The 14,571-nt window shown below is 61.1% G+C and carries 12 protein-coding genes; 6 read left to right on the forward strand and 6 right to left on the reverse strand.

All coding sequences use genetic code 11. The annotated features are described in order from the left end of the window. The first annotated feature begins 53 nt into the window (after positions 1-53). From ABD679_RS13315 to ABD679_RS13340, 6 genes are all read left to right on the forward strand, one after another. A complete protein-coding gene (locus ABD679_RS13315; RefSeq protein ID WP_344760485.1) occupies positions 54-1,805 on the forward strand; it encodes a heparinase II/III domain-containing protein in 1,752 nt (583 codons plus the stop codon). 405 nt (positions 1,806-2,210) lie between these two features. Next, positions 2,211-2,729: a hypothetical protein gene (locus tag ABD679_RS13320; protein WP_344760486.1), complete on the forward strand. Its 519-nt coding sequence runs from the start codon at positions 2,211-2,213 to the stop codon at positions 2,727-2,729. Between the two features lie 26 nt (positions 2,730-2,755). Then, positions 2,756-3,394: a hypothetical protein gene (locus ABD679_RS13325; protein WP_344760487.1), complete on the forward strand. Its 639-nt coding sequence runs from the start codon at positions 2,756-2,758 to the stop codon at positions 3,392-3,394. Positions 3,395-3,561: 167 nt separating this feature from the next. Then, positions 3,562-3,864 carry a hypothetical protein gene (locus ABD679_RS13330; RefSeq protein ID WP_344760488.1) on the forward strand — a complete coding sequence of 101 codons (303 nt, stop codon included), beginning with the start codon at positions 3,562-3,564 and terminating at the stop codon, positions 3,862-3,864. Beyond that, positions 3,861-4,496 (forward strand): hypothetical protein, encoded by a 636-nt coding sequence (locus ABD679_RS13335; RefSeq protein ID WP_344760489.1) that lies wholly within the window; start codon positions 3,861-3,863, stop codon positions 4,494-4,496. The genes ABD679_RS13330 and ABD679_RS13335 overlap by 4 nt, the downstream gene beginning before the upstream one ends. A gap of 118 nt (positions 4,497-4,614) precedes the next feature. Continuing rightward, a complete protein-coding gene (locus ABD679_RS13340) occupies positions 4,615-5,136 on the forward strand; it encodes a hypothetical protein (protein ID WP_344760490.1) in 522 nt (173 codons plus the stop codon). Positions 5,137-5,237: 101 nt separating this feature from the next. On the opposite strand, the gene ABD679_RS13345 is transcribed toward ABD679_RS13340, so the two are convergent. From ABD679_RS13345 to ABD679_RS13370, 6 genes are all read right to left on the reverse strand, one after another. Then, positions 5,238-6,548, reverse strand: coding sequence for a sulfotransferase (locus ABD679_RS13345; RefSeq protein WP_344760491.1), 1,311 nt, complete (start codon positions 6,546-6,548; stop codon positions 5,238-5,240). A 70-nt stretch (positions 6,549-6,618) separates the two neighbouring features. Continuing rightward, positions 6,619-7,689, reverse strand: coding sequence for a hypothetical protein (locus ABD679_RS13350; RefSeq protein WP_344760492.1), 1,071 nt, complete (start codon positions 7,687-7,689; stop codon positions 6,619-6,621). Continuing rightward, a complete protein-coding gene (locus tag ABD679_RS13355; protein ID WP_344760493.1) occupies positions 7,686-10,814 on the reverse strand; it encodes a glycosyltransferase family 4 protein in 3,129 nt (1,042 codons plus the stop codon). The genes ABD679_RS13350 and ABD679_RS13355 overlap by 4 nt, the downstream gene beginning before the upstream one ends. An 11-nt stretch (positions 10,815-10,825) precedes the next feature. After that, complete coding sequence (locus tag ABD679_RS13360; RefSeq protein ID WP_344760494.1) at positions 10,826-11,992, reverse strand: glycosyltransferase; 1,167 nt, start codon at positions 11,990-11,992, stop codon at positions 10,826-10,828. Positions 11,993-12,019: 27 nt separating this feature from the next. Continuing rightward, complete coding sequence (locus ABD679_RS13365; RefSeq protein ID WP_344760495.1) at positions 12,020-13,435, reverse strand: MBOAT family O-acyltransferase; 1,416 nt, start codon at positions 13,433-13,435, stop codon at positions 12,020-12,022. Continuing rightward, the gene (locus ABD679_RS13370; RefSeq protein ID WP_344760496.1) at positions 13,432-14,568 is read right to left on the reverse strand and encodes a hypothetical protein; all 1,137 of its coding nucleotides are present in this window, start codon (positions 14,566-14,568) and stop codon (positions 13,432-13,434) included. Before ABD679_RS13370 ends, ABD679_RS13365 begins: the two co-directional genes overlap by 4 nt. Positions 14,569-14,571 lie beyond the last annotated feature (3 nt).

The following is a 14,571-nucleotide window of genomic DNA, read 5'->3' on the forward strand; positions in this document are numbered from 1 at the left end:
TTTCGTCCCGACATGCGTAGCGTGGAATCATCTCGCCAGATCTTCAGACCAGAATGTACGAAAAACTTCGACAACCCGATTTCGATCGCTACCGCAAGCCTGAGGCTCTTTCCCTGTTCCTTTCGGCGGGCGAGATCGACATCTGCCGCCCATTCGCTCCGTGGCAACTGCCGGAAGAGCCAACTTGGCGCGAGGATCCGCATGGGGACGATACCTGGGGGCTCTATTACCATGCTCTTGGATGGATGATCATCCTTGACCACGGGATCGACAACGCGCCCAACGCCGAGACACGCAGCGCATGCAGTGGCCGGCTCGAGCACCTTCTCTTCTCTTACCTGCGGCACGTGGTCGAGACACCGGAGGAGGAAGTCCATCGAATGTTGTGGTTCGACCACGCGACCGCGTGGCGAGCATCGGCCATCGCATATCTGTATCAACGTCGATTCAAGGACAAGGCTTCACCGGACGAGACAGCCCTCTTCCGGGCCGCCGCGCGCCGACACGAGGAGAAGCTGAGGGAGTTCATCGAATCCGGACGCTGGAATGCCAACAACCACGGCATCTTCCATGCCGAAGCACTTTGGGACCTTGTACAAGTTTTCGAAGGACCGGACGATGGCCTTGCCGAGATCGCGCTTGGCCACATGCGCAACGTATTCTCGAACATGATCGACTTTGAGGAAGGTGTCTGCCGGGAACAGTCCATCTACTACCACTTGTTCGATGCTTCATTGCTGGCGGACAGCGCCCGTTACATGGAGGGATTCGGCGTTGAGGTCGTACCTGGATACAAGGAGATCCTCGCCAGGATGCTCGACTTCTTCCACGCATTCTGCCCGCAAGGCGAGTTCCTCCAATCCATTGGCGACACGCAGTTCGGCAAGAAGCCGGATTCAAGGCTGCTGCAGAATATTTCCTCCGCCGCCCCACACTGGGAACTAGCGGGCGGCGAGCACCCATCTGATCCCACGCTTCGCACGTTCCCGCGGAACGGGTACTACTTCTTCCGCGAGGAGGCCAACGGGAACTCTCCATCAAGCTTCGCCATCCTGATCGACAAGCCCTACCACGGCGCGCACGGGCATGCCGATGGCGGCAGCTTCATGCTGAATCGCGGCGGTGAGCCATTCCTTGTTGATTCCGGTGGACCTTATGCCTACGGGAAGCGCTTGCGCTTCAACTACTTCAAGGCGGCTGAGGCGCACAACGTTGCCATTCTCGACGAGAAGTCGCAGAACTATCTCACGCGCGTGACCGCGATTTCACAGGCCAAGCTCGGCAACAGCGTAAGACTTGAAACTGTCGACCTTGAAGGCACGACATGGCAGAGAACGGCCGTCTCTCTTAGGGGGGGTACATTTGTCCTGATCGACCGCTTCCTGAAAGGGCCGGCGGATATTGTCGACGTCCTGTTCCACCTCTCGCCAACCATCGACGTCACACAGCTTTCCGACTCGACACGCAGGCTGAAGGGTGAAGAATCTTTCATTGACGTATGGCAGGCGTCGAACGCCAAACTCAAGACCACCCTGAACAGCGGCGAGGAAGGCTTTCCCCGCGGACTGCTGACACGGGATCTGGCCAAGGTCGAGCCGGGCCCGGTGCTCTCCACGCGCCTGAGGGCGAACGACACCTGGCTTGTCACCGTCCTGGGTAACGCTGCCAGCCCCCCTTTGGTGCAAACACTGTATGGCGGAAAGCTGGTACGAGTGATGACCTACGCAGAACAGGCCATGGCTGTCGATTGCAGCCTGGACAACCACTCCCTTCCTCCACGGATCTACAGCTTCAGGACACACTGAAGCCATCGGAGCAGCCGGGGTTGAAGTAGGCGCGCGCCCAGTGTTGGCGGTGCTCCCGATGGCGGCCGTGAACGACCACCCGAGACTCCTTGGCACTCACCCCGCACAGCAGTGTCCGGCTCCAGTCCCGAACCAATGACATTGGCACATCGAGCCATGAGTTCGGGGTAGTTCCAGGCCAGCGTCGCTTGCCGGCGGGATGCAAGCGGAGCTGATTGCCGTCCGCATCCCCGTACATCTTAGATGATGAACAGGAAGATGAGACCGGATTGGCGGGCGCGGCCGCCATCCGGCAACAAACGGCATGGCCTCTTCCAGCCTCGAACTGCGTATATGCATCTGAGCGCGCCTGCAGGGGGCACTCACCAGCTTCGTAAGATTCCAATTTCTGATGTGGAGATCTCAATGACACGCAACCCGCTTTCAACGACCACATGCGCCCTTGCTATCGGACTGGCGTTCATCGTGGCGCCTTCCCTCAGCTCGGCTGCTGATAGCCGCTCTCAGTATGTGGCCGCAACCAGCGTGTGCCATGTCGTCAATCCTGCCCAGGCGGCCCAGGTCCGTTTCCGCCACCTCGGTGTGTTCAACATGCCGCAAGGTTCTGCGGTCCAGGTCGCATGCTCTATCCCAGGCGACTATCAAGCCAACACTGACAATGGCTGGATCCGGATCCAAGCTCGAAACTACAGGAGCGGCCCAACCACCATGAACTGTACGGTCAGTGGCGGAAAGCGATCCCTCGGTGTGAACAATTATCCAGATACGATCAGCCTTCCAGCCAACGACAGTGCCGACAAGATCTGGCAAGACATCAACAAGGTGAACGCTTTTGGGCACTACAACATCGTCTGCATACTCCCTCCAAACGTCGAGCTGAGCACGATCTGGTTCGGGGAACATGATACGGGAGGCCTTCTCTGATTCGACCAATCTCCGGGGTATTGTCCATGCAGGCCCATTCGCTCTCGCGATACCGGACCTGGGCCGCAATGGCCTCGGTGGCAGGTCTTGTCTTCGTCGCTGGCTGGGGCCTGTCCCGGGTCCTGGCCAGCGACTCCACAGTTCCCGCGCCCGCCATGGAACCCCTTGGCGACGAATCAATGGAAGCAAGGGTTGCCAGGCTGGAGGCACGCCTCGAAAGAATCGACCTGAGCCTGGCTCGGCTCTCTTCCGCGCCACGAGACAGGAACGGGCCAGAACACAGGGGTGCTGGCTTGGCGCAGATGCAGGGATCCAGCCCCATCGAGGATTCAATCCTGCAGAAGAAGACCCTGTCCGAGTACGAGCAACTGTTCCGGAACCAATCACGAACCAGTCAGTGGGGCCAGGATACGACCATCCAGCTGACGAACAATATTGATTCCGAGGATATCCTTGCCGTCACCTCGGCCTTGCCGGAGTCATTCAATCTTGACTGCCGATCCGACATGTGCCGGATGACATTCAGCTTTTCCGAATCATCCGACGCCTCGCAGTGGTCGGGAGCCTATCTGGCCACGCTTGGACAAAGCGTCGGCCGCATATGGAGCACCGAGATCACGCGGACCGATGGCTCGACTGACATCGTCATGTACGGTTTCAAGTAAAGCGCCGTACCTGCTCATCTTCGCAGGCTGTATGGCAGCGTCCGACTTGGTCGCTCCATGCCGTGACTCGCTCGCACGGCACGCGGATGCCGAAACCCATCATTGAGTTGCGCATTCGCGCAAAAACTTCGATCTGATTCGATTCGGACGCCGGAAGACAATGCCGCGTGGCGGTAAGCGTCACCGCCAACAGCGCAGGCATTCGCCAGCCCCTCATCCGTCAACTGGCCGTGACCCGCGCGGACATGCGAGTCACGGACTGTGCTGCGTTCTTCACGAAGAAAGTTGCGCCCAGAACTCCCGCCCTGTGGCTGTCCAATGTGCTGTCGCGCAACGGATTGGCCTGGCATTCGGGTGTTCGGCTGCGGAATGGCCGCTTTCTGCCGGAAACCACGCTTGAAGATCTGGGAACCAGTTTCCGTCTCGATCTGGAAAGTATTCGCAGCAACCGAGCCAGGCGCCTTGCATGAACATGAACTTCTCCCGACCCCTGTTTCTGATGACGATTGCACTGGCGCTCGGCGCTGGAGCGCTTCTCGCGGCTTGGTTCACAAACGACAGAATGCGGCCCGGGCACTCCATCATGGCAGCGGACAGCCAAATGGACGAACGCTTGGCAAGCCTTGAGGCACGGGTCGAAAGGATCGATCGCGGCATGGACCGAATCGCCAGCTTGATGTCTGCTTCGAGATCAAGCCGCGCACCGGCGACAGTGCCCGGAATGGTTGAGAGAGCCAACGAGGAGGCGGACGGCCGATCGCAGGACAGCGGGCTGCGTGAGCGCGAGATGCGCACGTATGCGGCGCGATTCAGCTCCGAATCCACGGATCCGAACTGGGGCCCATCCACCGAGGCCGACCTGACGCGCGCGATTCTGAGCGAAGAAGTGGTCTCCAACGTGGAGGAAGCACCCAGTGCGTACCGGATCCGGTGCAGGACAACCCTGTGTGAAATGACGTTCGACTTTCCCGACGCCGGCCTGGGACAGGGCTGGATGTCGACATTCACCACCATGACCGGGGGCAAGCTGACACGCGTCTGGTACACGACCTTGCCGCAGCCGGACGGCTCCGTACGCCTGCAGATGTACGGGATCAAATAGAAGTTCCAGTCCTGCCGTGTCTTGCGCAGGGGGCGAAGCAGGCAGGAACGGGCGGAAAACGCTGCGGCATCGCCATGCTCGAAGTAGTCCGCAGCGAACCCTCAACCAGGAGAGAACCATGGAAACATCGAAACTGACGATCGCCTGTGTGGCCGGCGTGCTCGCCACCATCGGCATCCTTTATCCCAATCAGACCCTGGCAAAAACGAGCCGGGTCACTTACTACAACGCCACCCAGATCTGCCAGGCAACGGATCCCGGCAATTTCACAGGCCTGCGTTTCCGTACCCAAGGCATCTACAATTCATCGAACTCATCAATCCAGGTGGCATGCGCCTTGCCCAGAGAGTTCATCTCCGACAACAACACGACAGATATCTGGATCTTCGCGCACAACTTCCGCACGGGACCCGCAACCATCAACTGTTCGGTACAAGCGGGCTCGCGCAACGTAGGGACCATGAACGTTTATCCAAGATCGTTCGTGGTTCAACCGCTGGACAGCACCTCCACAGCCATAACGAATATCGACCACGTTACCGCCAACTATACCCATTACGCCGTCAGTTGCATCATCCCGCCAAAGCTTGAACTCGGCCTCCTTCGCGTAATGGAAAGTGATGCCGGTGACGAGCTTTAGGGCAGTTGACTGACTTTGAAGATCAGCCGCCCGGTGGCCCATGTGAAGCATGGGCCACCCCCCAGCTTCGGGTTCGCACCCCAAGTGCGATGATCGGATGCCTAGTAGTCACGAACCAATGTCACGTCATCCCGGCCACCCGCATCGTGGTCGATGGAGCTGCCCGATACATTGACCATCTTCAGAGAAGGGAATGCCTCCCCACCAGGGACCGACACAACCGATGTCCTGGCAAGATCCATGCGGGAGACCGCCGGCAACCTTCCCATGCGTACCAGGGAGTCGTCGTCGAAGCCTTTGACTCCGGCCGCGCAGATGTCGGTGATCCATGGACGCAGGCGCTTGACGACCTGGGCCGGGACCACTCGGCCTGATGGCCGTATGCGCACACGATCGACACGGGAGGGATCAACATCCGAGGCGCCAGTCCATTCTTCCTCGCCCCGATGCCTGAAATCGATGTACACACCTTCCGGGGTCCATCCCGACAACGCCTTGTCGAGCCCGACGCCATCCTTCAACCCCTGACTGGAATCTTCCGGGAAACACCTGCACAACGAATAGCCTTGGCCAAGCAGTGCGGGCGCGACTATCGAGTGCAACGCACGTTTCAGGCCCACGGGCAACTCCCTCCAGGACTTTGCCACGCCCCCTTGATCCAGGTTGCCGACGTCAGCCTTGCTGCCCCGACCGCTGCGCAGGAATTCCGGGCTGTTCCGGTACGCGACCGAATTCATCAGCACCTTGGCCGGAGCGGCATCCAGCGCTTCAAGAACCACCTGTAGCTGGTCTGCCGCATTCGCGCGGAATTCCTCATAGCGGACTTCAATATCCGCCTTCTCCTTGAGGCTATCGTACTTGCGCCACGCTGACAGGCTACGCACGGCCTTTGAAAGAAAGTACTCGTGATCCCCGACACCCGCTGCTTCATAGTTCCGAAACTCATCCTTTCGGAAACTGACGGACATCGTCCTGTCACGTGGATCCCGGATCAGATGGATCACTTTTGCCCTTGGGCGCAGCGCCCGATGGAATGCGATCTTCTCGTAGCCGTGTGCCGAATTGATGGTGCGTGCACCCGAAAAGCCACCCGGTTCCCCGTTGTAGAGAAGGCCATGGACCAGCTCGATTCCATCAAGCACGCGCGCCGCCACGTCCAGCGGAAGCTTGAGCATCGATGCGTACCAGGGGACCGGCACATACACTTCACCGACATCCACCAGGCCAGCCGCCTGGGACATCATGCGCGATATCCAGTGGGATCCGCAGCCACCCAGATTGGAAAGATAGACAGGTCGTTGGGCGGAAGGGTCGCGCTGGCCAACCGCATGGACAACGGTCTCGATCAGATCATCCTTGGCCAGTCCGTAACGATTCCTTGCCGCAGCAAAAACCGAGTTGAGCTTGACCACCTGTCGCTCATCCGCGCGCCCCCAGGCCCGCGCCGGATCGGTCAGGTAATCCCTCAGCCCCACTTTCCAATCACTTGTTTCCACCATCTCCCCCGCAATCTGTTTCAGCTGAAATCTCCGGCGCACTTTGGCTCGAGAGGCTGGCGTCGCCCTGCAACGAAGCGTCCTCTCGTCCGCAACGATCCAGAACAACGCCGTGCATGCTTTCGAGCAACGACATGTCTGCCAGTCCCGCGGTTTCGGTAAAGCTCGGGGGCACAAGGTACTGGGCGAAGGTTTCGTCTCCAGTCAGTTCCATACACTTCTCGATATCACTCCGGAAGTACTCTTCACTGATGGCCTTCGCTTCGTCCGGATCCAGTCTCAGGCTCCACCGCTCTCGATCCTGGAGAATTCGCGCGGCATCCTCTACTGTCAGCCCCTGGTACCGGATGTACTCGCCCGGATTCGAGCCGAAGGCGTGAAGGCAGCTTTCGGAAACCACGTAGTTGGGCACGGGGCGCCGTGCAAACACGGGGCCTATTCCAGCGGCTACGGTGGAAACATCCTGCGCCACCTCCGCATCGAAGTTCCTGGCGACCCAGCTATCCAGGTGATTGGCATCCTGCTCCAGGAAAAAAAGCGATATCCGCTCGCGCCCCAATACGTCGATGGCCCGCTGAAGTGTTGCCGAGTAGCTTCGGGCCAACCGTGGCATTGACTCCTTGAACGTCGAGCGGAACGGTTTTTGCAACAGCGCTGGCCGCGGCGAGTACACCTGATCGCCATAGAGCGCAAACTTGTGTATGTCATGGATGTAGTGCGAGTAGGCTCGAAGCACCGGATGCCGGAAACATATGATGATCCGGACATCCCGCAAGACTTCACCGACAAGACGCAGCACAGCGTCAAGGACTTCAGGTTTTTGCTGGCTGTACTGTGGCGAGGCTTCGAATGTTCGAGTAAATGCCCTGCCACCACCGCTTGCCTCGAACTCATCGACATAGCGTTGCCGGCCCCTCTCCTTGTCAATATTGGGAGGGAGGAAGAACTTCAGCTCCTTCTCGACGACAGGTGTGCCAACGATCCGAGAACTTCGGAACACGCTATCAAGAAGCGTCGTCCCGCATTTGGCGTGTCCGATGCAGACGTAGTGCATCACGGGAGGACGGAACTCCCCAGACGGTCACCTGCATGCTTGCCGGCGGCCGCATACACGTCGTGGTAGATCGAAACGGTTTTATCCCAGGTCCGCTGCGTAACCCACTCATATCCCTTCTCGGCATATGACGAGCGCAGTTCATCGTTGCGCGCCAGCTCCAGAATCTTTCCAGCGAGGTCCACGCTGTCGCCGGCAGCAAATACCGACCCCCTCACGCCTGGCTCCACAAGCTCCTTCAGGGCAGGGCGATCGCTGATGATGATCGGACGCCGCAACGCCATCGCCTCGAATGGCTTCATTGGAGTCACGAAATCACTGGCGAAATCAGAGACTCGTGGCACGACGAAAACATCGATCAATGCGTAGTAGTCGGCGATCCGCTCATGCGGAACCTCACCGGTGAATACCACGTTCTCGGCGATGCCCAGCTCAAGCACAAGCTGTTGCAGCGTCGGGAGCACCGGACCGCCGCCCACGATCAGGCACTGCAGGTCATCACCGGCGGCCCGCGCCATCGCAACGGCGCGTAGAAGGACTTCATGCCCTTCGCGGGCCGAGATGTTGGAAATGTAGCCAACAACCGTGCCGTCGCGCAGGCCAACCTGCCGGCGAAGCGCCGGATCCGGTTGCCTGGGCTGGAACAGTTCGAGATCGACGCTGTTGGGAACGACGAAGACCTTGCGCTCGTCCACGCCTCGCGCGACCAGCCCCTCCTTCATGGTCTCGCAGATGGTCACTACGGCGTCCGCCTCATGCATGCAGCGGTCCTCCTGTGCCATGCGGCGGCGCGTGAACTCGGAATCGAGCACCCATTCGGCCATCGGGCGCCACGTATGCTCATGGTACGAGCGGACTTCATAGACGAACGGCACCTCCAGTTTGCGGGCCACCGCCAGGCCGACGAGCGCCTGTTCGTAGCCGCGGTAACCGGAGCTTGCCTGCACGAGATCGACGCCCTGCTCGCGCAACAGGTTGGCCGTCAACAGAGCGCCGTACTCCAGCTGCCGGGTGCTGGGTATGGTCCGCAAATCGTCACGATGGATGCCGTTGAGCCTGAAGTGCGGCACACCCTCCACCTCGTCACGCTCCCAAGGCGTCCCACCGAGGTTTATCGATGGATATCCCAGCGGGGTCACCACCAGCGGATCCATGCCGGCCTGCTTCTGGAACTTGACCATGTTCAGGCAGCGAATGGCGCCGCCAGTGTTCTCGTGCGGGACTGAGGTCTTGAACAGATGGGCCACGCGCAGGGGCCGACCTTCCAGGGGGGGGCGTGACTGTCCCTGCCAGTCGCCCGGAACCTGGATGGTCCAGTGCGGATCCTGTTCCTGCAATGAGGACAGGATATGCCGCGCCTTGTGGCGCAGCTTGCCGGGCGACTTCGGGAGCGCGGCTGCGCGACTGGCGATGACTTCCATTTGCTGCGCAGCACCAAGCCGGCGGTAGACGTCCATCGCACCACCAAGTACCACATGATCGTGCGGATAGTCGGTCAGCAGCCGCGAGATCATCATTCGCGCGGCTTCCGGGTCATGCAGTTCCACCCGCATTGCTTCCTTCGCCGACGCAGGCGCGAGGCGCTCTTCGACCAGGGCATCGCAAGGCTCAACGACACACCCGAACGCGATCTCAGCATCGTCGTAGCTGGACAGGCGGACGGTTACCGAAGCTGCACCCGGCGGCGGCAGGATCTGCAACGTTCCCCGCAGCCGCTCCACCAGCGGATCGCCCGCCGCCCCCGACATCAGCTTGAGGTAGAGCGTTTTCCCCGCCCGTCGTACCGTACCAGCGTTTACCCGGGTATCGATACCGGTCAGTGCCATTGTGCGGTTGGTCGCATCGCCGAAGAAGATCGCCAGTTCGACATCGCGGTTGGCTGTGTGCGCCACGCGCATCGCATCGAAAACGATCCGGAGGCGCCATTCGCCGAACGCCGGGCTCTGGATGTCGCGCCGGCTCGCAACGCCGAGACGCGAGTCCAGCAGGCCCGCATCCAGTCGCTGTGCAAACGGTTCGACTGCAGGAAGCGCATGCAATGCGACATTGCGTGCGCCTTCACCGGGATAGGCGCGAAGGCGCAGCGCATGGGCTTGCGGGGGGCACCAGATCAGGCAGGCGAATGATCGTGCTTCGGGAGTGCTTCCGAACAGAAGCAGGGGCTCGGCGAGCACGCCAGCGCTCGACCGATCTGCCTGCGTCGCGACTACCGTTCCGCTGGCATCGAGAAACTCGCGCACCAATCGAAGCACTGCAGCTTCGCCACTGGGATGTTGCCCTGCGTACTGTCCACGCAAAACTGCGAATCCGCCGCCAACGCCCCCGGGCATCTGCACCGTAACAGCGGTATCCAACCCCTCAACCGGCAACCACTCACCACGCGTGCCCGCCACTCCCTCGGGCGCATCGCCCTCGAAGCGCGGCTCCGCAGCCAACGCGAGGGCCGTCGTTCCCTTCCAGCGCACCAGCGTTATCCGCGCGCGCGCAGCTTGCGTGGGCGCCCTGAGCCGGATACGCACTTCGCGCGCCTCGCCATCCGGCACACCCGCGTAGGTGAAGCTCCCGAAGCGCCCGGACTGGTTGCAACCCTCGTATGGCCCAGGGATCTCCTGCCCTTGTTCATCGAGATATGTGACTCGCACAACCGAGGCGCGATCCGACGGTTCCGCATCCGTCAGCGCCAGGTAAAGGCGATGCAGGAAGCCACCACTGACGGGATACTCGCGCTCGAGCAACGTGTCGCCTGCCTCTCTAATCTGGAGCTCGCCGTCCACCTGCATGGCCGGCGACACCCGCCAGGGGTAGACGGATATCCGCACCAGCGCTGCATTCCCGGGTGCGACCACCGCCCGCTCCGACCACGGCGTGGCAACCGCCCTGTCCGCGCTGGCGAGGTAGGTGTACTGGCCAAATCGTTCGGAAGAAAAGCATCCGTCGTAAGGTCCGGCAATCTCCTGTCCACCCGCATCAAGGAAACGGATGCGGCCAACCAGTGCCCGCGATCCCGCCTTCCGGGCGATATCCGAGGCGGGCAACCGGAACACGTACTCCTTGCCGGGTACCACGGCTGCTTCGAGTGTCGCGAGATCGGTTTCCTGGCCGCTGGCCGGCTGCTTGTTGGAAGTCATGTCCATGATCGTCATGCAGTCGCGGTGGCCTGGGCAAACACATGCCCGGCCAGCTGTGAGAAGAATTCCTTCGAGATTCTTGCCGGATGATGGCTGTGCAGGATCTCGTCGAATATCTCGGGGGCAACTTGATGGTCGAGCGAGCGCTCCAGCGCCTCGAACAGGCCATCGCCCGGTTCACTCCCGTAGAGCAGCGAAGGATCCTTGGCGAAGGTTTCATACACACCGCCAGCACGCGGCGCTACGAGCGACTTGCGGAAAGTCGCCGTGAGCATGGCCACGCCTGAATTCAGCGTCCGGCGGTATGGGGCCGCAACGACATCGGCAGCGTTGAACAGCACCTGGATCTGCCGCTCCTCCATCGCGCTCGGAATGAAGCGGATCGCGGGATTGTCAAGCACTGCGCCATGGATCCTTTCCACATAATCGGCATCGACGGGCTTTCCGGCAATCACCAGGTTCAGCTGTCGAGTCGGGTGGCGCTCCCGAAGGCGGGTGAAGGCATCGATCAACTCGATGACGCCTTTGTACGGTTGCAAGGATCCGAAGAACAGTACGTTGAAGCTGGCAGCGGGAAGATCCAGGTCGAGTCGCGCCGAAACCGGATCATCGACATTTGCGTACCAATCCTCGTATGACGGATGTGGCGTATGGAAGATCTTATCGTCCGGCACGTCGTACAACTTGCGGGCTTCCTCCACCGAAGCCCTCGACAATACGTGTATGGCGTCGACACCCTCGACCAAGGTACGGCGCAGCGCGAGTTCCGCTTCCGGGAGCAGGCAGTCGTGCGGCAACACGTTGTGCATGCTCCAGACCAGCTTGTGGCCGGCCGCTCGCCACGCCGTCAGCTCGGACTGGAAGCTCGCGATCCGTACTTCCGCTGCCCGGCGGGTATCGACATCCTTCAGCACGGAAGTCAGCCAGTGCAGATGGAGCACCGAACGACCACGCCAGTGCACCCGCCCCAACTGGTTAATCTGAAGCGTGGGCACGATGGCAAAACCGCACTCCGCGGCGCGGCTGTACAGCAGCCGTTGGAACGGATTCATCGAGGCCACCGGAAAGTACGACAGCACGTACGGCAACTCGCTGGATCGGGTCGCTTGCGCGCAGACCGCGTTGACGAATGCTTCGGCGGGGCTTACGACCTCTTCGGCCAGGTCTCGTATTCGCATCTGGTTCGCCTGCAGCGTGGAGGAGGATCAGAACTGGAAGTAGATGAAGTTTTTCACAGCCAACGGCATCCCGGCCAGCGCCACCGCCGCGACTCCGCCCAAGGCTAGCGCCGCCGTGACGGGCCCCAGCGCAGGCAGCCTGCCCGCCAGCCTGAACCTGGCGGAGCTGATGCCAACCAGCGCAGTGTCGACGAAGAGCGGCAGCAGGACCGCGATGTACGGGATCGACGCGCGCGTGCCGCCATCGTCGCGCCCGATGAACGCCCCGAGCACGTCAAGCGTACCGGCGAAGTCCTGGGCCCTGAACGGTACCCAGGTCAGCAGGACGAACAACTGGGTCAGTCCCCAGGCCGCCAACCCCCAGATCGCGGCGACCACGACGGGCCGGCGGATGTTCTTCGTCGCCCCGGCCCAGGCCTTGTGGATCGACAGCGCCATGCCGTGCAGCGCGCCCCACAGCACGAAGTTCCAGCTCGCTCCGTGCCAGAGGCCACCCAGCAGCATGGTGATCATCAGGTTGCGTTGCCGCTTGAGTTCGCCATCCCGGTTGCCGCCCAGCGGGATGTAGAGGTAGTCGCGCAGCCAGGTCGACAGCGAGATGTGCCAGCGTCGCCAGAACTCGGTGATGCTAGTGGAGATGTACGGATAGGCGAAGTTGCGCATCAGTTCGAACCCCAGCATGCGCGCCACGCCGATGCCCATCATCGAATAACCGGCGAAGTCGAAATAGATCTGGCCGTAGAAGCCGACCGTGGCCATGACCTTGGAATGCGCATCGAAGGCATCGAGGTCGCCGTACACCTGGTCCACGAAAGGCGAGATCGAATCCGAGAAAACCGACTTGTAGATGAATCCCACCAGGAACAGCTTCATGCCGACCAAGAACTGCTCGCCGTTGAACACCTTCGGCTCGCGCAGTTGGGGCAGGAAGTCGGACGCCCGCACGATCGGCCCCGCAACCAGCTGCGGGAAGAAGGAGATGTAGAGGCCGGTATTGACGATGCTCCGCTCGGCCTGCACCGAGCCCTTGCGGACGTCGAGCACGTAGCTGAGCGCCTGGAACGTGAAGAAGCTGATGCCCACGGGTAGCAGGATCTCCAGCGTGGGGCGGGACACGACGATTCCGACGCTCGTCGCCAACCCCACCAGCGAATCGGTGAAGAAGTTGAAGTACTTGAATACCGCAAGTACACCGAGCATCAACACGACCGCAACGGTTGTTACTGCCTTCGGCGCGACGTTGCGGTCGATCAGCCTGCCGGCGAAGTGGCAGGTGGCGATGGCAAACCACATCAGTGCCAGGAAGCGGTAGTCCCACCATCCGTAGAACACCTGGCTGGCCACCAGCAGCAGCCAGATGCGCGCACGATGCGAGCGCAGGCCCCAGAACAGGGCGAACACGATGGTGAAGAAGACCAGGAAGGTCGCGGAGGAGAAGATCATGTTCCCTGCTCCCCCGTTTGCTTCACGGCTTTGGCCAGCCGCGACGATAGCCATCGCGTATAGATCTCGGCACCGCGTCTTTGCATATGCCCGTCGTCGTACCAGAAGCGTTTGTCGTCGAGGCGCTCCAGCAGGCCCCAATGCGAATGATCGATACAGGAGAATCCGGAAACGGCTGCACAGAAGCCACGTGCATAGGTCAGATCGAACGTGCGCGGGGTCGGGACGGAGAAATAGATGATCTGTGGCTTGCTTCCGCCATCAAGGACACGCGCGTACCGCGCTCGACGGCGCTCGATGTTGTGCCATGGCAGTTCCTCGGCCTCCAGGGGAGGCTGCTTCAGGCTTTGTCGCGCCGATTTCGTCCCCTTGAACCTGTAGCCCCGGGCCGGCCCGTCCAGGGGATCGTAGCCGCCGCCGGGCAAAACATCCTCAGCCGACACGACGCGCGTGGCCAACCCGATGTTCATGATATTGACCATGGCGTGGCCAAGCACGTCGATCCACAGGCGCCGGTACTCATCGGGCTCCATCCTGCCGCGCTCGGTCCGGGCGACCTCGAGCGCTACTTCGGTGTCGAGGTATGCGTAGGCCCGATCCGAATAGCGGTTCCTCCTCAACTGGACCAGCGGATAGCGATCGTACTGCGCATGGATTTCCAGCAGCAGCGTCTTGCGCGAAGCAAGGAATGCATCGCGCTCATCCCGGTCGAGCAACGCCAGTGCGTTCTCAAGCACCTTCCATCTCTCCAGCTGGTTGCCTCCCGCCAATGACAACGTGAGCACCTGGATGGGCGCCCCCAGGCGCCTGGAGAGTCGTTGCTCCAGCATTGCATCGTCGACACCGCGCGCGGAGTAGCTTCCGCCGTCGAGGATGAAGAACCCCTCCAGGTCCGGTGTGCCCAACCCTTGGCGAATGTCGTTCGCCACGCTCTTGGCAAGACTGGAGGTCGACGCCGCGGGCAGGAATCGCGGTGGCGCCAGCCAGGAATTCAATGCCAGCACGCCCACGGCGAGACCCACGACGAAGACCCCGATCACGGCCCGTGCACGTCCATGGCCACGCACCACGATAAACTGCAGGACCAGCAAAGCCAGCGTACCGAGCACCAAAGGCAGCATCGTGTTCCCCATGAT

This window comes from Luteimonas lutimaris (assembly GCF_039537065.1).
Classification (GTDB): domain Bacteria; phylum Pseudomonadota; class Gammaproteobacteria; order Xanthomonadales; family Xanthomonadaceae; genus Luteimonas; species Luteimonas lutimaris.